The organism is Bradyrhizobium sp. LA2.1 (genome assembly GCF_040547725.1).
In the GTDB taxonomy this organism is placed as follows: Bacteria; Pseudomonadota; Alphaproteobacteria; order Rhizobiales; family Xanthobacteraceae; genus Bradyrhizobium; species Bradyrhizobium barranii.
The window spans coordinates 22,267-41,169 of sequence record NZ_JBEPQI010000044.1 but is presented as its reverse complement, the minus strand read 5'-3'; the positions used below and the strand labels follow the sequence as shown (position 1 = coordinate 41,169).

The following is an 18,903-nucleotide window of genomic DNA, read 5'->3' as shown; positions in this document are numbered from 1 at the left end:
CGTCTGTCACTCTCGGCCTTCTGTATCAAGGAGGGAAGCGGGCTGCATCTGCTCCACGGCGGGCCTGGACGACCGGTGCACGGAGCGCACGATAGTGTAAGGTCTGCGCTTGGTCTCGGCCAGGATGCTGGCCATGTAAATACCCAGTATGCCGAGGATCAGCGTGATGAGTCCTCCGAGAAACCACAGCGAAATAATCTGCGAGGTGAATCCACTCACCCCGATTCCGTTCGTGAGGTAGCGCAGCAGGAAGTAGAGCACGACACAGATCGAGGAGAAGAAGATCGACAACCCCGCGTAGAAGACGAGATACAGCAGTCGCGTCGAAGAGGTGGTCAGGTGCTTAACCGCAAGATCGATCCGCCTCCACACCGAGTAGGTCGACGGCGAGCTCGATAGCTTTGCGACGGTCATGGGGATTTGTCGAAACCCGGTGACCGCCCAGAGATCGGACATAACGAACTCCCGGTCGCGATGGCGGACCAGCGCCTTGACATAAGCGGCCGTCATCAATCGCGAGGTCACGAGATTGCGCGGCAGCGGTCGATCGCCGAGTGCATCGACGAGCGCGAAAAACACCGCGCCTCCGGTGCGCTCCAGAAAACCGCCGCGTCGGGTCTGCTGTACGCCGTACACGACGTCGCAATCGCCCCGGCGAAAGCGTTCATAGAACGACGCAAGATCTTCCGGCTGCTCTTCAAGGTCGCTGTCGATCAGGAAGACGAGCTCGCCGGAGGCATGAGCCAATCCCGTCATGATTGCCTTGTAGTGTCCGAAATTCCGGGAAAGATCGAGGACGATGACCCGAGGATCCGATCTCTGCACTTTCAGCGCCCTCTCCAGGCTGTCGTCTGGGGAGCCGTCATTCACCATTATTAGTTCGATTTCACCGGTGATCTGGCGTGCCACTTCGATCGTTCGCCGGTAAAATTCCTCGACATAGGCTGCCGATCGGTAAAGAGTCGTGACGATCGAGATTTTCATCTGCCGCTCCGCCGTGCGCAGAAGAGGGCCGAGCGCGCGTGGTGCGTGACTTTCCGGCATTTCAATGGAGCGAACACGAATCTATGTCGCGGGCACTGCCGTTCAAAACCTTCGCCTCCGGGCAATCTGTCGCGCTCTGCTCTATCCATCAAACTTCTCTTCGAAACTAAGGCAATTCGCGAACGCCGCGATCTTGCAAATGCCGTTAGGACGTGACGGATGGCCAACGAACAACCTGTCATACGACAGGCAAACTCGACGGGCAAACTTACAGCACCTCCGACAACCACGGTGATGAACGCGGCGAAATGCACGGTTTTTGAAGCGGTTATCGTAATTCTGGGACATAGGGGCAGGGAGCGGTCCAGATCTCTGCGGAACCTGCCACCTCAGTATTCCGCGAACCTTGTTCCGGTATGCCATGGGTCAATTCGGTCGACAGGTTTCTGAGAATGCAGAATTTTGACATACGCTCGGGATGGTTTCGAACTAGTATTGTTTAAATATTTCAATAACTTGTAATAATTTTGATGACAAGGAGGGCATTCACCACTGCGCCGTTCGAGCTTTTCACATTCGCCATTGAAGAGCAGCCTAGGACTCAGTCCATGGTCTGTGGGACGATGAAGCGCGGTGCTTCAGGACCAGTGTTGAAGAGGACATCGAGCACGCTCACGGTATGTTCGAAGCTGCCATGAAGTTGCGGATACTCCGGATAGCCGTCGTAGCTCATCCAGTCGGTGGCGATCCCGGCGGCGGCAAACAGCGCTTCGTCGAGGTAGGCGCGTGCGGAAGGACCGCTGAGATAGCGCCGGGCGCCCGCGGCCGCTGCAATCGCGAGCAATCTTTCCGTCTTGGCGCCGTCTGCGGGATAGGCCATATCCCTGACGATGTTCGTCCTCAGCCCAAGCAGACTTGCGATCTCGCGCGTGAACAATTCGTTGACGGCCGTGAGATGCGTCTCCTTGTCGGCGCGCTCATACCAGCCCCTCACAAGGGGCGCCAGAGCTTCGAAGAACGGTGCACGGCGATAAGCGAGCTCGAGCGCTCGCCAGTGCTTCTCGGCCCAAGATTTCTCGATCAGGACCTCGTCGATCGGCTGATCGAACCGTCCCTTCGTGATGACAGGTATCGTGAGCCATTCCAGGCCGTTTGCGGTCTTGATCCGATTTCGATTGTGCCAATGTCGCTTCACGAACTGCATGCGATCGTAGATCACATACTCGTCGCACTGCCCGATAAGGTCGAAAAAGCCCTTCCAGGGGATATAGCAGGACTGGATGATCGAAATTCGCAAGTTGCCGTTCCTGATAAGATCCGCCTGAAACCCAGACGCGCGGTATCTAGCCCTTTCCGGCGCTGCGGAAAAGGCCGGGCCAGCGCGTTCAGGGCAGATTTGGCAGCCGGTCAGGGCGGATAGCGGCACCGTTTATTCGGTTGCTGCCGCGCAGCTGGCGTTCACGATGGTCCATAGTTCGCCTTTGCTTGTAATCTGAGTCCGCAGCGGCGTCCCATAGTGTTCCATGCAATACGTGTTCAGGAGTGCCTGTTGCGACGGTGCCGCGATCAGGGATATTCCCGCCTCGGAGCGCAATCGCACCAGGAAGCCTCTGTTTGCAGCTTCATCCGCGGTGGGGACGGAAAATGGCGCGAGCGTCAATGCGCCCAGGCCGTAGAACCGGATTGAGCGGACCTCCTCTTCGCGTGTGAACACCGGAAACACGGCCTCAAATGGCAGCGCGTCGCCCCAAATGAACGTCGAATCCGATGACGAAAATTTCTGATGCCGGGCGAGCTCTATGGCTCGGTTGTCCGCGTCGGCCTCTCTGATGAGGTACCGACCGTTAAAAATTGCGCCGGCCATCACGGCGGCTGCCAGAACGATCCCCCTCCACTGTGGCAATCGCGATTGCATGGCCAGAGGAGCGAGCGTCAGAAGCGCGAGCGGCGGGAAGCAGACGCGAACCGGCGGCGGGCGCCCAATCGCCGCAAATATGAGGATGGCAGCATAGAAGAGTAACCAGGCGAACAGCAGGCCTGGCCTCAACGAGACCATCAGCAGGAAAGCCCCGACACATGTCAGTGCTAGCAGCTCCGGACTCCGCGGCAACGCGTTAACAACAGGCAGGCTCGACGCGAGATTTGTTTCGACCATCGTCTTCGCGGGAATTTCGCCGATCAGTGACCGGAGCAAATCCGGATTGGAGAGCTGCGGGTCGACGAAGAACCAACCGCTGACCATCCGAACGTCGTTCGCGGACACGCCATGCCGGTCCATGAGCTCGGGACGATCCAGGATGAACTTCGCCGCGCCGAAATCCGTGAGGGGGGCTCGCGCCGCGTTCTGTTGCCGGAAGGTCTGCCATTCCGGCGATGAGTAGGCCCGCTCGTCAGTGATCGTCGCGCCGGCGATGCAAATCACAAGTCCGGCCGCTGCCCAGCGTGCAGGACGTGCGTCGGCCAATTTGCGCCAGGGCAGCAGCGGCAGAGCAACAGCCATGACCAGCGCGAGTTCGAGATCCCGGATCAGAAATGCGAGAAAGGTAAGCCAGCATGCGGCGACGAGATCGCGAACAGATCCGTGGCGAGAATAGGCTTGCAGGCCGAGCACGGCCGAAACCGCGAGCAATCCGGCTGTTACCGTGAATTGCGGCAGGAGGGTCGGTCGCATGAACACGAGGATCACGGCGAGGATGGCAACGATCGGCCTAACACCCAGGCGCAACAGAAAATAAGCGGTCGCGCCGCTGGCCAGTGTCATCGACAGCAATGTCGCGATGGAGTATCCGAGTATGCCGTCGATCATCGGGAGGCTACGGACGAAGGAGCCCCACAGCACGTTGGAAAAGAACAGAAGATCCGAACCGTAGCTGGCAATGCCGTAGCCATGAGCGACCATCGACATCGTGACGTCGTCGTTACTTTCCCATCTGGGATCGAAGGCAGAGCAAAGCAGGATCGTCCAGCCGATTGAAATCGCGGCGGCGGTGAGCAATGCGCGGGCCGCCGATGAGCCGCGACCGGCCGCGCTCGGAGAGACGAGTGAGGTAATCGAAATGTTTGAATACATTGATTGGAAGAACCGCCGCTTTCTCGGCTATCGCTCTTTGCGGCGGATCCGCCAACCCGATCATCCGCTCCCACCCGGCCGGTGAGTCATAGAGGATTGAGCAGGCCATGGCAAACAGCCGGCCGACATCGAGTGAAGGATGCCTTGTACGACTGCTCTGAAAGGCTGCGAGGCGCACCGCTGGTGGGTGGCGCTGTGGGTTGATAACGCCGCGGACCGGATCTACTTTGGCGCTGAAGCCTCGCCATCGCTAGTGTATTTTGATAGTGGGCCATCGTAGGGAAATATTGATGTCTGAATGCTTCGGGCCAACAGTATCGGCCGCGCTGTGTCCTGAGCTGGCCCCGCAATCATGATTGCCACAGCACCATATCCTAATGTCAGGTCCGGCGATTTCGCGGGAAATCCAGGAACGATGCGTCCGATCGCGCTGCTTGCGACGCCGGCTCAGCGCAGCCCGGCTCTCGATCTCATCCGCTATGGGACGGGGTAGCCCTGGTGCCCCAAACCGACGTTAAACGACCTTCTTCGATTGCACCGAGAGTGCGCACGTTGTCTCATTGCAAAGGTTCGGTTGAAGTGGTTGACGAGCAAAAAAGGGGAGGCCCGGTGGACTTCGCCTCATGGGCAGCTTTGCTTGGCGTCCTGCTGGCGAGCCTAAGTTTGATGAGCTGGCTGTTGCTACTCTGTCGGTCAGGGTTCGACTTGACCGACGAAGGCTTCTACCTGCACTCGATCGCCGAACCGGGGAACTACCCATATTCGGTAACCCAGTTCGGATTTGTCTATCATCCGCTGTACAAGCTGGTTGGCGGCGACGTGTCGCTTTTGCGGGGCACCAATCTTCTCATTTCAATCAGCCTTGGGTTCCTGCTATCTTGGGCCATTGTGCTACCTGCCTTCGGGCCCTGGAGTTTAGTGTCCCGAAGCACGCGCGCGGCCGTCATCGCGTCTGCCTTTGCCGTAGCTGTCGCATCGCTCTCGTTCTTCGCACTCTGGCTTCCAACACCGAACTACAACACCCTGACCTTCCAGTCTTTGCTAATTGCAGCAACGGGATTCGCTCTCGTTCGCGAGCCGCGATATCGTCTGGCGGGCTGGCTGCTGATCGGCCTCGGAGGAGGGGGCGCGTTTCTGGCGAAGCCGACTACCGCTGCGGCGCTTGCCTTCATCGCGTTGCTGCATGCCGCGATAGCTGGTCGGCTGCAGCTTCGTGAAGTCCTTGTCGCCGCCTTCGCCGCAGTCGCGCTGCTCGCCTCTGCTGCTTTGCTGATCGATTCTTCCTTGCACCTTTTCTTTGACCGGATGGCTGGCGGTCTTAAGCTCGCCGAGCTGATGTTGCCCTTTCAAGACGGCGCACTCAAAAGTTTCAGCCCGGAATTTCTCCACTTCAGTCACGAAGCGAAGGTCAGGTTTGTCACGCTCTTCGGCACGTATTTGACAATAGGGGCCTTGTGTTTCACCGTGACGCCTCCTGCGCGCATCGCCGCTGCGTTGATCATCTTGTTCAGCTCGGCACTTTCGATCTTCGCTCTGTTTGGACTTGTGGCCGTCAAGGCTTCAGATGAGCCGGGGGAGACCTATCTTTTGCTTGCGGGAGCCGCTGGCATCACCGCCGCTTCCGCGCTTGTCTTGAAAGCATGGCCGTCCCGTCAATCGATAGCCACCGCTTGTGTACTCTTCCTCCTTCCGTTTGCCTTGGCTGTGGGAACGAACGCCAATGGCTGGATGACGGCGGGGCGCGCCGGCTTCTTCTGGCTTATGATCGGTCTGCTCGCCGCATGCAGATTGGCCGTCGCGCAAGCTACTTGGCGTCCATTGCTTTGCGTCGGTTCCTTGTCGCTTGTGGGCACCACAATTTTGGTCCATCTCGCCACCGAATTCCCATACCGGCAGACGCAGCCCCTGCGATTGCAACGGCGCGTCACGGAGGTTGGTCCGGCAAGGACCCGGCTGGTTTTGACCGAGCAACGTGGAGCGCTGATTTCCGGTCTGCATCGCCTTGCTGCGGAAGGCGGTTTCGAAGCCGGTCAGCCGATGCTCGATCTCACAGGAGAAAGTCCCGGACTGGTTTACGCTCTGGGCGCTCGTCCGCTAGGCGTTGGCTGGACCCTCGGAGGCTATCCAGGATCCGCGAAGTTCGTGCTGGCGGGGCTTAGTTGGGAGAGCTGTGCGGCAATCGGCGCATCCTGGATCTTGTCGTCCGGGACATCGCGGGGTTCGATCCCGCCTGATTTCCTTAGAGAAGTCGGAATAGACGCCCGTTCTGATTATCAGGACGTCGGAACCATCGAATCCGATTCCACGTTCGCCCAATTCCCGAAGATGCACTATCATCTTCTTCGACCCGCCAGAAGCCAAGCCACATCCATATCGTCCTGCGAGAGCGCGCGAGGCGAATAGAGCTAGCGGCTGGCGGCGTCTCTGGACTGGCCTCGTAGATGGCGCCCGAGCACCTCGACGACGCGTTGCTGCTGGGTCTCGTCGAGACTGGTCCACATTGGCAGCCTCACGAGCCGCTGCGAGAGCGATGTAGTCAGCGGCAGCTCTCCATGGGTTCTGCCGAAACGCGTTCCGGCGGGGGAGGAATGCAAAGGAATGTAGTGAAACACTGCTCCGATTTGCTGATTTTTGAACTCGCTGAAGAGGTGCTGTCGGTCGAACTCGGGCGCCAGGATGACATAGTACATGTGGGCGTTGTGCTCGCAGCCGTCCGGCACGACCGGACGGCGGATGAGGCCTGCTTGTTCGAGCGGGGCGAGCAGATCGTGATATCTGTCCCAAATCGCGAGGCGTCCTTGCGTGATTTCGCGTGCCTGTTCGAGCTGAGCCATCAGGAAGGCGGCTGCCAGTTCGCTCGGCAGGAATGACGAGCCGACATCCTCCCAGGTATATTTGTCGACTTCTCCGCGGATGAAGCGGCTGCGGTTCGTGCCTTTTTCGCGCAGAATCTCAGCACGCTGGACCAGGTTGCGGTCATTCACCAGCAAGCTGCCGCCTTCGCCCGAGATGATGTTTTTAGTTTCGTGGAAGCTGAACGCGCCGAGATCTCCGATCGAACCGAGTGCGCGGCCCTTGTAGCTTGCCATCACGCCTTGCGCGGCATCCTCCACGATCCTGAGATCATGCCTCTTTGCGATTGCTGCGATCGAATCCATGTCGCAGGCGACTCCCGCGTAGTGAACGGGGACGATGGCGCGCGTCCGCGGAGAGACCGCAGCCTCTATGAGCCGCTCGTCCAGATTAAGCGTATCCGCGCGGATATCGACGAAGACGGGTACTGCACCGCGAAGCACGAAAGCATTCGCCGTCGAGACGAACGTGTACGAGGGCATGATGACCTCGTCGCCCGGTTCAATGTCGACAAGCAGCGCGGCGAGCTCCAAGGCCGCCGTGCAGGAGTGGGTCAGAAGCGCCTTTGCGCAACCGGTCTTGCTTTCGATCCACTGGTGACAACGCTTGGTAAACGGCCCGTCCCCAGAGAGTTGACGATGAGCGATCGCTTGGTCGATATAGCCGCGCTCGTTGCCGGTGGCATGGGGCTTGTTAAAGGGTATATAGGTCAATGCGGGTGCCCGCTGATACTGGCTTAATGGTCGTTTGGCTCTGGTGTTGGCCGGCTGCCTTTCGCCGCCCGATCGATGATCCCTGTCGGAGAAACGGAAACGCGGCACTGGCATGACCGATGAATAATATGATAGTTCATCCTCATAATCAACGCGATCCCGTGCGTAGGTCAGGGTGTGATGTCGCGCTCGAGCGCAATTCGGCCCTGCTTGCGAAGAGCGCTATTTCGATGAACCCGTTCCCTCCGGCTTCCTTGGTCCGAAGCGGCTGTAAAGATCGCAGGTTGAGAATCGGCTTGCGCTGCCTAGGCCATTCACTAGCAAGTGGCGAGCGTGTCGACTAATATTGGTAGTTGGGCGGCTTCGAGGACTCATGAAGGGTATCATTCTAGCGGGGGGAACGGGTTCCCGGCTCTATCCGGTGACCGCCGTGGTGTCGAAGCAGCTTTTGCCGGTCTTCGACAAGCCGATGATCTATTACCCTCTATCCACCCTGATGTTCGCCGGTATCCGGGACATCCTCATCATCACGACACCGCAGGACCAGCCCCTGTTTCAGCGGTTGCTAGGTGATGGCTCGGAGATCGGACTTCGCCTCTCCTACTCTCATCAGGAAAGTCCGCGCGGACTGGCTGATGCTTTTATCGTTGGCCGAGACTTCGTCGGAAACGACTCGGTCGCTCTGGTGCTCGGCGACAACATCTTCTACGGCAATCGCCTTCCGGAAATGCTTTGCCAAGCCGCTGCGCGGGGGGCTGGCGCCACGATCTTTGGATATCCCGTCAACACCCCGGAGCAATATGGCGTTGTCGAACTTGATGCCGGCGGGCGCGTGCTCTCCATCGAGGAGAAGCCGCTAGTTCCGCGGTCCAACATCGCCGTGACGGGTCTTTATTTTTACGACAATGATGTCCTCGATATCGCCGCCGGGATAGCGCCGTCTTCACGGGGCGAGCTCGAGATCACCGACGTCAACCGCGCCTATATGGAGCGTGGAGAGCTGTTCGTACGGGTCATGGGCCGCGGGATGGCCTGGCTCGACACTGGCACGCATTCCTCGCTTGTCGAAGCAAGCCATTTCGTTCAGATCCTGGAGCAGCGCCAGGGCCTGCGCATCGCCTGTCCCGAAGAAATCGCGCTGCGGAATGGCTACATCTCCTTGGCCGCCTTCGAGAAGCTGGCGCAGAAGAACGCCAAGAGCAGCTACGGCCAATACCTGTTGTCGGTCTACCGCTTCTTCGGGCGCGAGGTTGGTGGTTCCTGAAACGGAGACGGAATGCGTTTTGACGGGACCACTATTTTCGTGACCGGCGGCGCCGGCTTCATCGGCTCAGCCGTGATCCGCCATCTCCTTTCGGATAGCGGCGCACGCGTTGTCAATGTCGACAAGCTGACCTACGCAGCCAACCTCGATTCCCTGCAGGGCGCGGCCGGTCATCCGCGCTATGCTTTCGAGCAGCAATGCATCCGCGAAAGCGCCGGGTTGCAGAGCCTATTCGAGAAATACCAGCCGGATGCCGTGATGAACCTCGCGGCCGAAAGCCACGTGGACCGTTCGATCGACGGCCCGGCGGAGTTCATCAGTACTAATGTGGTGGGCACGTTTACCCTGCTGCAACAGGCGCTGCACCACTGGCGGCGCCTGACGCCCGAGAAGCGCGCTCGCTTCCGATTTCTTCACGTTTCGACCGATGAGGTGTTCGGGTCACTCGGCCCCAGCGGTCTATTCACCGAGCAGACTCCCTACGCGCCGAACTCTCCGTATTCCGCTAGCAAGGCAGCGTCCGATCATCTCGTACGTTCTTGGCGCGAGACCTATGGCCTTCCCACCTTGTTGACGAATTGCTCGAACAATTACGGGCCATATCATTTTCCCGAGAAGCTGATCCCACACATGATCATTCGCGGACTAGCGAACGAGCCGCTGCCGGTCTACGGCGATGGTGGCAACGTCCGCGACTGGCTCTATGTCGCCGATCACGCGGACGCGCTGATGTTAGTGCTCGAGCGTGGCGGCGTTGGGGAGACCTATAACATCGGGGCGCGCTGCGAACGGACCAACCTGGATGTGGTGGTGCGCATCTGCGATCTGCTCGATGAAATCTTGCCCAGCGGCGCGGCTCCGCGCCGCGACCTCATCAGCTTCGTAGCCGATCGACCCGGCCACGACCGTCGCTACGCCATGGATCCCGGAAAGATCGAGCGCGAGCTTGGCTGGCGGCCGCGTGAGGATTTCGAGAGTGGCCTTGCCAAAACTGTCCGCTGGTTCTGCGACAACCGGGCATGGTGGCAAGGCATTCTCGATCGCGGCTACCGACGCGCGCGGATCGGTCTCGGCTGAAAGACGTCCTTGCCCCGTATTTCGCCAGTCGCGCTCCATCTCCCGGGTGCGGTGGGATGGCCGAAATGTGAATCGCTTGTCGGGTATGAAAATACCGCGACGGGCAGGCGGAGCCGGACCCATGACTTGCCGAGGGTGCGGTAACTCATCAAGATCCGCGTGTCATATCTCCATTGCAGAAATGGCTTACGTGATCTCTTGGCATCGGGTTCGGACTTGCATCGGACCACCTTGCGCCGCCCGCGAATAGCAGGCACCGACGCGATTACACCCGACGGATCAGGGAAGCGATCCTAAAGCGATGGGTTCTCAGCGCAAATAGAGTTTGGCTTTCGCCCTGAGCGCCAATTCGGCCGGGTGAAGGATCGCCCCCGTGGCGGTTAGGCCCGGTTCCTGCTTTCTGGCGATTTAAGGATCCTGGGTTGCCGGGCTGCAGCATCATCCTCATCTCCTGGCAATCTTTCTTGAGCGTCCGATGCAATTAGATGACCGAACATGCCCTAGCGAGTTTGACTTGAATGATATCTCTCGCGGGCTTCATTGAGCGATCCGATCCTGCGCTTGGGCCAGCAACCGACGATCTGATCTATTGAAGTAATGGTCGGTTGCGCTTTGTACTAGGACGTACTATTCGCCAACAGTATGCTGAAGGGGCGGGACCATTGATCAGGATACCGAAAGCAGCGAGCTTGGCGTTTGCTCTAGCACTTTCCGGCTCTGCGGTATTTGTCTTGATATATGGATCTTTGGGCCTGAATGGATTCGGCGCCTTTACGGCGTCGTATCTGGGCCTGACCGTCCTTATGATGATGGTTTTCGGCTCCTTTAGAGATTTCCGCTTCTCCGCGCTGGATGTTCCGTTCCTGGTTCTGATTGTCTGCGCAGGAGCATCTTTCGCCAACAATCCTGTTCATGCAGACCTTCGGGAATTTGTATTGCTGATGCTGGCAGCGTCGGCTTATTTTGCGGGACGTTTTCTTGCCAAGGAGGATCTGTCCGTCCTGCGGGCGACCTCTTTTTGGACATCGGCCGCCGTCGTTTGCGCGGGTGCAGTCCTGACGGTTCCATATCTCATCTCAGATTCCCAGCGTGGCGCGTTGGGAAGGCCGTTCGTGCTGGGGTTTGATAGCGCAACGACGGCTTTTTCAACCTCTCTAGGCATCTGTGTTATCGTATTATTGTCTTCGGGAAATAATTGGCGAGCTTGGACCCGATACGTAGCCGTGGCCATGATCGGAATCTCGACGGCGGTCTTTGCTGCCTCGATGGTCCGGTTCTCACTTTTGGCGATTATGGCTTGCGCGGCGCTCTGTGCCTTGGTGTCAAAGCATCGGCGGCGCTTTGCCTCGGGCTTGTTAGGCGTTCTTGTTGCGTCAACGGGTCTCGGCTTGATTGCCAGATCCACCAATGCGGACCTCTATTTGCGCTACACGATCGAGGGAACTAGCTCAAGCAGCATTGGCTCAGCCGGCATCTTTCCCCCGTCCCATGCGGCATCAAGAAATCCCGGAGCGACCACGCCCAGGTGTGAGAAGGTAAATACGAGAAACTCGGTCGCCATTCGAAAGCAATTGATGTCGGACGCGCTCGATCTCATTCCGCGTGCCGGCCTGTTTGGTTCTGGATTCATGTCTTTTGGCGAGTTGGGATGTTTTGAGGGTATGTCGCCTCACAATGATCTCGCGCAAATAATTATTGAGTTTGGCTGGATTGGTGGCATCGCATTTTGTCTGTTGATTACCTTGATACCGCTGTCCCTCGCCAAGGCGGCCCGTACCGACGACGATATGCTTTTCCCGTTTTTGCTCAACGCGTTTATGATCATGCTCAGTATGATTTATGGCCAGATCGCGAGAGATCTTCCGCTTTTCCTGGCTATCGGTTTGGGCGTCAGTGTGCTGTCCAGGAATCACGCGTCAGCGACTGCCCGTGAGTACTTGAAAATGCCAAGCCGCAGCGACCACGGAAATAGCGCTGCCAACAGAAATGTTGAATCATTTTTGTAGTTGGTCGGGTTCGCAAGGGATGCCCGGCTCGACTGTGTCCCAATTGCCGCTGCTAAAGCGTACGACATCGAGTTCGCAACGCTTCGCCTCACTCGAGCCTCGTAGCATCGACTCGACCGATCGGGCGAGGGCGTAGCCGTAAGCAGCCGCGTTGGAATCCCAATCGTCGTGTGTCAGGTACGCCCGGCTGAATGTCTTCCATCCTGCTGAATCCAGTGCGGCGATAAAGCCCCGGTTGGCTATCGAGATGATCTGCGCAGAAGCATTGATCCGTTGCTGGTCGAGCGCCAAGCCTGCATCACTCATGACCAGAATCGGTTTCCATTCCAGCCTGGCAAGATCGCGGCTCAGCTTCAGTTGCAGAGGCTCGGGACCAAACATCGCCAGCAGTCCGGAACGATGTCCGCTCACGGGTTCAGCCTGGTTCATGCCTTCGTCGAGTTTCTCTATCTCGTCGCCATTTGTAATTGCTCTTCGAGCGCGCTCCATTCCTAGTCCTTCATAGAACCCGCTGGCGTATTGCGCTCCTTCGGCGTCCGCCGGCCGGACGATAGCCATCATGGAGTCGGGTAAATGGCGGGACACATAGCTTCCCAATATCTCCGCCTGCCGAAAGGCGGGCGGTCGGTGAAACAAAACAGGTATCTTCTTGAAGTTCACATACGGGCGGACTACTTCGTTCGCTCGCGTGCCAAGGTCAAACAAGCAAGCAACATGATCCCGTTCGACGAGCGTTCGGGCCAAATCCAGGGTCTTCTTCGAGTTACCCTCGTCGTCATATGAAATGACCACGATCTTGCGACCCGCGATGCCGCCGTCGTTATTGATGTTCTTGAAATATTCGGCGATCACGCGAGTCCGAATCGGCCTGTTTTCAGTCGCTTCATCGCGGCTGAAAATTGTTCCGACCCGGACTTCATTGCTGCCGACAGATTCATCGCTACGCGCCAATTCAGGCGGCACGACAAGCCCGATCAGCAGGACAATCAGCGCGAGGTGCTTCCGCACAACGATCATTTGTTCGGGCTCAACGTCTCACTATGAGTATTGGCGTGCCATCGCTTTCTACGCTGGCGAAGAATGTCTCTCGCCTTGATCAATGCAAGCAATGTCAACGGAATGCTGGCCAGCCCCCCACCGAGCATTGCGGACTGTATCGAGCTGAGCATGAGCTGGACGATGCCGACAAATGAACAGCCGAGCAGCCCGATTGTCATCGGTGACTTGCCTTCGGCAACGAAGATGACGTCGATCATTCTGCAGATCGCTCCGGCCAGAACGCTGGTCACGGCGACGCCTAAAAAGGAAAAATCCGCCCAGGCGTCGGCGATGAACATCGCATTGCTGGTCGAACCGGACTGACCCCGCCACAACAAGGAAACCTGTTCGTAGGCCGGAGTAAATTCCCTGTTGAACAAAATCGCCACAACGCGAATGTTGAGGCCCCATGTATGCGAGATGTAATATGGAACCGCGCAGAAAAATTCAAGCAGCACTTCATTCGAGATGAAGAATGTTCGCCAGAAGAAAAACTCGGTGGCCGATGTCGCGCGCGAAGCCTCCGGGATCGAGAGTTTGATCAGCGGATAGAACACAAGAATCACCGCGGCCAAGGCGGCGACGGCGAGGCCGACACTGTTTCGATTACGAAAGGAAAGCAGCGTCGCCAGGCCAATCTGTACCGCCAGCAAAGCTATCGGCGCCTTGCTGAGCGTTTCCAGGCGACCAAGCAGTGTGAGCCCGAACAGCACGCAGGCAGTGGCGAGCAATAGCCAGTTGCGCTTGATAAGGCCTTCGAGAAAACCCCAAGTCAGGAGGAAGGGAGCGATCGAGGTAAGCGCGACGCGGTAGGCATAGGAGGCGCTTCCCGCATGCAGCAGGCGATATTCCCCTTTTGCAGATTGCGAATTGGCCGTCTCCAGAAAGCCCGATATGACGGCGATATGGTGCTCCCGTATGGAAGTCCAGGCCATGAGTGCAATCAGCGTCGCATTGACCGCAATCAACCAGCCGTCGACTGAGGATGCGCTCCGAAGTGGATTGGCATTCCAGTCTTGCAGTGTCTGGGTCAGTTTTTGCGCTCTTCGCGGGGCCAATCGATCGATCAACTCGATCCCGATGATACAACCCAGATACGTCATGGCGATCGCGAGATTGAGCGACGCGGACGCTTCATTAAAGTAAGGCGACTTCATCAGCTCCCGATAGATCGGGGAATCCTGATTGTAGTAAAGCATGTAAACGAGGTAGGCGGGGCCATAGAGCAGCAGCAGGAAGCTGAGCAGCATTGAAGTGGCGGAGATGAAGCCTCGCGTCTTTTTGACGAGGTAAATGGCGGCGCCGAGCATCGAGAAGGCGGCCAGCAGAAAAGTCGCGGCGCTCATGCGCTCAAACGCCCCGGTTCAGGGCAGGCGCCGTTGGAGAAGGCCGGATATCCGAGGCCGTCTTGCTGAGTTCCCGATCCAAATGATTGTCCTGCTGGGCCTGTAGCCCAACCGATTCACGGAGTTGGCACAGGCGTTCTTTATGAGATTTGCTCATTGGACTAGATAGGGCAGTTTCCGATACTTATCACCGGAACTCAACCCCCTTGATTGTTTTGCGCTTTTCCTAGTATTCAAGCGTGGTTATTGGCGAGACTTCGGGGTGGACTGGGTGATCAACCGATCGTTGGTGAGCCGTTTCGGGTTAGCAGGACAAGTTTCATGATCAGATTCGGTCTGCTTGGTTGTGGGCGCATCGCCAAGCGCCATTCGGAGCTATTGGGGGGTGGACATATCGACGGAGCGCGCCTCGTCGCGGTTTGCGACCCAATTCGCACGCGCGCCGACGCCGTTGCCTCGAAGTTCGGCGTCCCGGCAAGCTACGACATCGACGACTTTCTTGCCCGCAAGGATATCGATGCGGTAGCAGTCCTGACCCCGAGCGGAATGCATCCTGAACACGTGATCGCCTGCGCAAAGGCACGCAAGCATGTCGTCGTCGAAAAGCCGATGGCGTTGCGTCTACAGGACGCCGACGCGATGATCCGTGCTTGCGATGAAGCAGGCGTCAAGCTGTTCATTGTCAAGCAGAACCGCTTCAACGTTCCCGTCGTCAAGGCGCGTGAGGCGCTGGACGCTGGCAGGTTCGGCCGATTGATTTTGGGGACGGTTCGGGTGCGCTGGTGTCGCGATCAGTCTTACTACGATCAGGACGACTGGCGCGGAACCTGGGCTCAGGACGGTGGTGTGCTCACCAACCAGGCCAGCCATCATGTCGATATGCTGGAGTGGTTTTTCGGCGATGTCGTCAGCGTTCACGCCCGCGCGATTACTGCGCTTGCCAGGATTGAAACTGAAGATACCGCGGTCGCAACGCTGAAATTCCGCAACGGGGCGCTCGGCATCATCGAGGCGACCACCGCGGCCCGCCCGACCGACCTCGAAGGCTCGCTGTCGATCCTCGGCGAGAACGGCACGGTTGAAATCGCTGGCTTTGCGGTCAATCAGATCAGGCATTGGCGTTTTGTCGACGAGCTTGCGTCAGACAAGGATGTGGTTGAGAAATTTTCCGTCAATCCGCCGAATGTCTACGGCTTCGGCCATCAGGCCTATTACCAGCATGTCATCGATTGCCTGATCAATCAGCGAGCGGCGCTGGTGGACGGGCTTGAGGGCCGCAAAAGCCTGGAGCTGATCTCCGCGCTCTATGAGTCGGTCGAGACCGGGCAGGAAGTCCCGCTGCATTTCACGCCGCGGCTGTGCCGCCTCGGTATGGCGTCGTGAACCAGCCGCAATCAAATCATGTCGCCGTGCGCGACGTGACGTTCGGCGCCCGGGTAAAGATCGTCGAACCCTGCAATCTCTATGACTGTGAGATCGGCGACGATTGTTTTGTCGGACCTTTCACCGAGGTCCAGAAGGGCGTTACCATCGGCGCCCGCAGCCGGGTGCAGTCGCACGCCTTCATCTGCGAACTGGTGACGATCGGCGAGGATTGCTTTGTCGGTCACGGCGTGATGTTCATCAATGATACCTTCGCCACCGGCGGCCCGGCCCGCGGCGACAAGACGTTGTGGCGGAACACAGTGATAGGCAACCGAGTGTCGATCGGCTCTAACGCCACCATCATGCCGGTGCGCATTGCCGACGATGTGGTGATCGGGGCGGGTTCGGTCGTCACCAAGGACATCGCGGCCGCCGGCACTTATGCCGGAAATCCCGCGCGCCGGTTGGCGCCCCGGAGTTAGAAGGTGGATTCATGCTGGTACCCTACGCGGATCTGCAGCTGCAGTATCAAAACATCAAGGGCGATATCGATGCGGCTATAGCCGCGGTAATTCGCGACAATTCCTTCATTCGCGGACCCTACGTCGATGCCTTCGAGCGGGACTTCGCCAAAGCAGTCGATATCAAGCATTGCGTGTCCTGCGCCAACGGGACCGACGCGCTCTATATTGCGATGTCGGCACTCAAGGTGCAGCCCGGCGACGAGGTCATCACCACAGCGCATTCGTGGATTAGCACATCGGCGATGATCACACATGCCGGCGCAACGCCGATATTTTGCGACACCGACGGCGCGAACTTCACCATTGATCCGGCGGCGATCGAAGCTGCGATTACGCCGCGAACGGTCGGCATCATTCCGGTGCATCTGTACGGACAGCCGGCGGACATGGACGCGATCATGGCGATCGCGCGCAAGCACAAGCTATGGGTAATCGAGGACTGCGCGCAGGCGCATCTGGCGCGCTACAAGGGCCGGCAGATCGGCACCTTCGGGCAGGCGGCGAGCTATTCGTTCTATCCGGGAAAGAACCTGGGCGCGATGGGCGATGCCGGCGCCATCGTCACCAATGACGATGCGTTGGCCGAGCACATGACTATGCTGGCTCGCCATGGCGGCCTCGTCAAACACCAGCACCAGATCGAGGGCATCAACAGCCGGCTCGACGGCCTGCAGGCCGCGATCCTGTCGGCCAAGCTGCCGCATTTGCCGGCTTGGACCCGGGCGCGCCAGGAGGCTGCAAAGGTTTACGACGCCGGCCTCAACCAGATCGAGGATGTCGTTGTGCCTTCGGTCGCGGGAGACCGCACCCATGTCTATCACCTCTACACGATCAAGCATCCGCGCCGTGATGCGCTGGCCGCATATCTCGGCGCCAAGGGCGTTCAGACCGCGATCAACTACCCGACGGCGCTGCCGTTCCTCGCCGCCTATGGACGGTTCAAGCACCTCCCCGAGCAGTTTCCGAACGCGCATCAGGATCAGGGCCAGATATTGTCACTGCCGATGTTCGCGGAAATCACGCGGGAGCAGCAGAGCGAAGTTATCGATCTGATTCGAACGTTCTGAATTCCGCAGCAATCAAGACAGGCAGAGGCCTGATCGCCCACATGGCTGAGCCGGACGGCAGTTTTCGTCTATTGGGAAATTCCGCATGGAATGCGGCGGCCTTTGTCATCGGTGTTGGCTTGAATCTGGTGATTCTGCCGTTCGTCGTCTTCCGGCTGGGCCTCGCCGCGTTTGGCGTCGCCGGTCTGGTGACGGCCTGTCTCGCGCCGGCTCTGGTATTCAGCAATGCCCTCGCATTATCGACCGCGCGTGAGCTTGCCCACCGCCTGGCGCCGGCCGAACGCGACGATGCCCGACGTTTCTTCGCCACGGCGTTGCTGCTTGCCGTCGGGATCGGCGGGCTGATCGTGATCGGCTTTGTAGCGGCCGGGCCGCCACTCGCGCGCTTTGCGTTTCATCTGAGCGACGACAGTGCCAACGATCTCGGACGCGCTTTTGCCCTAGGTGCTGTCGGCTGGCTGTGCCAGTGCCTTTCGGCGGTGTTTCTCACGCTGTTCACAGCGCGCCAGGATTATCGGCGGATTTCCTCGATCAACATTACCAGCGCCGTCGTCGCGACGGGCTCGATGGTGGTGCTGATCCCGTCCTGGCCCCAGGCGTCGACGTTTCTCGGCTGCCAGGCGCTGGGCTTTGCGACAGGTCTGCTGATGGTGTTCGTGCTGTCGCGTCTGCGGCTCGGCGAATGGCTGGCGCGTCCAGCGCTTCATCGTGGCCCGCTTGGCGATCTCGTCAATGTGGGATCCTGGCAACTCGCCGCCCAAGGTGGGGGGCTGCTCTCCGGGCAGGTGGATCGATACCTGCTTGGCGCGCTGTTGCAGCCGCAATTTGTCGGATTTTATACCATCGCGCAGCGGCTCGAAGAGGCGATGTATATTGGCATCCTGAAAATCGGCGAAATCCTGTTCCCGTATTTCAGCGCCTTGCAAAGAGAATCCAGCGATCGGAAAGCCGAACTGTTGTTCCGCTCTTCCTGGATCCTCAACGTGCTTGCGGCGAGCGTACTCGGGGCCCTGGTTCCGGTCGCCGGCCCGCTGCTTTATCTATGGACTGGCCCGGAAGTGGCGGCTGAAGCCCAGCGGCTGTTGGTCGTGCTCGCGATTGCCGGCATGCTTGGATGCAGCGCCAATGTCTTCGCATTCTATCTTCTGGCGCATGGCCAGTCCCGCTCCATTGCATTGATCTCGCTGGTGACAGCGGTGTTTACCGTGGCCACCAGCGCAATCGCGCTGCCCTATTTCGGATGGCAGGCCGCGGGCTGGAGCGCCTGCGTCGGCATGAGCGCCCAAATCGTCACGACCATCCTGCTGCTGCGACGAAGTTTCAGCATCGCCGGCATGTGGTCGCGCGTCGCCCATTTCGTATTGCTGCCGCTCGGAACCGGCATCGCGACCGCCCTTGCGTTGCGATATGCGCTTCGCGACGCGTTATTCGACCATGTGTCGCACTGGTGGTATGTGGGGGGTCTCTATTGCGTTGCGGCCGTCATTATTTTCGTCGTCGTCGTTACGGCTTCGCGGGTTGGCCCGCACGGCGCCGTCTGCTGGCGGGATTTGCGCGTCATCGCCACTCGTTTCTTACCTGTGAGGGCTACGTAAC

General features: G+C 58.8%; 14 protein-coding genes. 8 read left to right on the top strand and 6 right to left on the bottom strand.

From position 1 onward, the window contains the following. Window positions 1-6: 6 nt before the first annotated feature. The 3 genes from ABIB95_RS44815 to ABIB95_RS44805 form a co-directional block, all read right to left on the bottom strand. Entirely contained in the window at window positions 7-984 is a 978-nt protein-coding gene (locus tag ABIB95_RS44815) for a glycosyltransferase family 2 protein (protein WP_166342819.1), read from the bottom strand. Between the two features lie 601 nt (window positions 985-1,585). Then, window positions 1,586-2,281 (bottom strand): WbqC family protein, encoded by a 696-nt coding sequence (locus ABIB95_RS44810; RefSeq protein ID WP_166342817.1) that lies wholly within the window; start codon window positions 2,279-2,281, stop codon window positions 1,586-1,588. A gap of 132 nt (window positions 2,282-2,413) precedes the next feature. Beyond that, on the bottom strand, window positions 2,414-4,054 hold the full coding sequence (locus ABIB95_RS44805; RefSeq protein ID WP_354248882.1) for a hypothetical protein: 1,641 nt from the start codon (window positions 4,052-4,054) through the stop codon (window positions 2,414-2,416). Between the two features lie 609 nt (window positions 4,055-4,663). Between ABIB95_RS44805 and ABIB95_RS44800 the strand changes: the two genes are divergently transcribed. Continuing rightward, complete coding sequence (locus ABIB95_RS44800) at window positions 4,664-6,457, top strand: hypothetical protein (protein WP_180672113.1); 1,794 nt, start codon at window positions 4,664-4,666, stop codon at window positions 6,455-6,457. Window positions 6,458-6,459: 2 nt separating this feature from the next. Here the strand turns inward: ABIB95_RS44800 and rffA are convergent, their stop codons facing one another. Then, on the bottom strand, window positions 6,460-7,620 hold the full coding sequence (gene rffA, locus ABIB95_RS44795) for a dTDP-4-amino-4,6-dideoxygalactose transaminase (RefSeq protein ID WP_354248881.1): 1,161 nt from the start codon (window positions 7,618-7,620) through the stop codon (window positions 6,460-6,462). A gap of 373 nt (window positions 7,621-7,993) precedes the next feature. Between rffA and rfbA the strand changes: the two genes are divergently transcribed. The 3 genes from rfbA (at window position 7,994) to ABIB95_RS44780 (ending at window position 11,967) form a co-directional block, all read left to right on the top strand. After that, window positions 7,994-8,884: a glucose-1-phosphate thymidylyltransferase RfbA gene (gene rfbA / locus ABIB95_RS44790; RefSeq protein WP_212095421.1), complete on the top strand. Its 891-nt coding sequence runs from the start codon at window positions 7,994-7,996 to the stop codon at window positions 8,882-8,884. Window positions 8,885-8,896: 12 nt separating this feature from the next. Further along, window positions 8,897-9,961, top strand: coding sequence for a dTDP-glucose 4,6-dehydratase (gene rfbB / locus ABIB95_RS44785; protein ID WP_354248880.1), 1,065 nt, complete (start codon window positions 8,897-8,899; stop codon window positions 9,959-9,961). 662 nt (window positions 9,962-10,623) lie between these two features. Beyond that, the gene (locus ABIB95_RS44780) at window positions 10,624-11,967 is read left to right on the top strand and encodes an O-antigen ligase family protein (RefSeq protein ID WP_354248879.1); all 1,344 of its coding nucleotides are present in this window, start codon (window positions 10,624-10,626) and stop codon (window positions 11,965-11,967) included. Here ABIB95_RS44780 and ABIB95_RS44775 read toward each other — a convergent pair. Both ABIB95_RS44775 and ABIB95_RS44770 read right to left on the bottom strand, forming a co-directional pair. Next, window positions 11,956-12,984, bottom strand: a complete 1,029-nt coding sequence (locus ABIB95_RS44775) for an ABC transporter substrate-binding protein (protein WP_354248878.1) — start codon at window positions 12,982-12,984, stop codon at window positions 11,956-11,958. The genes ABIB95_RS44780 and ABIB95_RS44775 overlap by 12 nt on opposite strands. Further along, window positions 12,981-14,351, bottom strand: coding sequence for a hypothetical protein (locus ABIB95_RS44770; protein WP_166342801.1), 1,371 nt, complete (start codon window positions 14,349-14,351; stop codon window positions 12,981-12,983). Before ABIB95_RS44770 ends, ABIB95_RS44775 begins: the two co-directional genes overlap by 4 nt. Before the next feature lie 246 nt (window positions 14,352-14,597). Between ABIB95_RS44770 and ABIB95_RS44765 the strand changes: the two genes are divergently transcribed. From ABIB95_RS44765 to ABIB95_RS44750, 4 genes are read left to right on the top strand one after another with little or no spacing between them, the layout of a single operon-like run. Beyond that, window positions 14,598-15,734: a Gfo/Idh/MocA family protein gene (locus tag ABIB95_RS44765; RefSeq protein WP_354248877.1), complete on the top strand. Its 1,137-nt coding sequence runs from the start codon at window positions 14,598-14,600 to the stop codon at window positions 15,732-15,734. Next, window positions 15,731-16,198 carry an acyltransferase gene (locus tag ABIB95_RS44760; protein WP_166342799.1) on the top strand — a complete coding sequence of 156 codons (468 nt, stop codon included), beginning with the start codon at window positions 15,731-15,733 and terminating at the stop codon, window positions 16,196-16,198. Before ABIB95_RS44765 ends, ABIB95_RS44760 begins: the two co-directional genes overlap by 4 nt. An 11-nt stretch (window positions 16,199-16,209) precedes the next feature. Continuing rightward, window positions 16,210-17,307, top strand: a complete 1,098-nt coding sequence (locus ABIB95_RS44755; RefSeq protein WP_166342797.1) for a DegT/DnrJ/EryC1/StrS family aminotransferase — start codon at window positions 16,210-16,212, stop codon at window positions 17,305-17,307. A gap of 41 nt (window positions 17,308-17,348) precedes the next feature. Further along, a complete protein-coding gene (locus ABIB95_RS44750; protein WP_354248876.1) occupies window positions 17,349-18,902 on the top strand; it encodes a lipopolysaccharide biosynthesis protein in 1,554 nt (517 codons plus the stop codon). Window position 18,903: the final 1 nt, after the last annotated feature.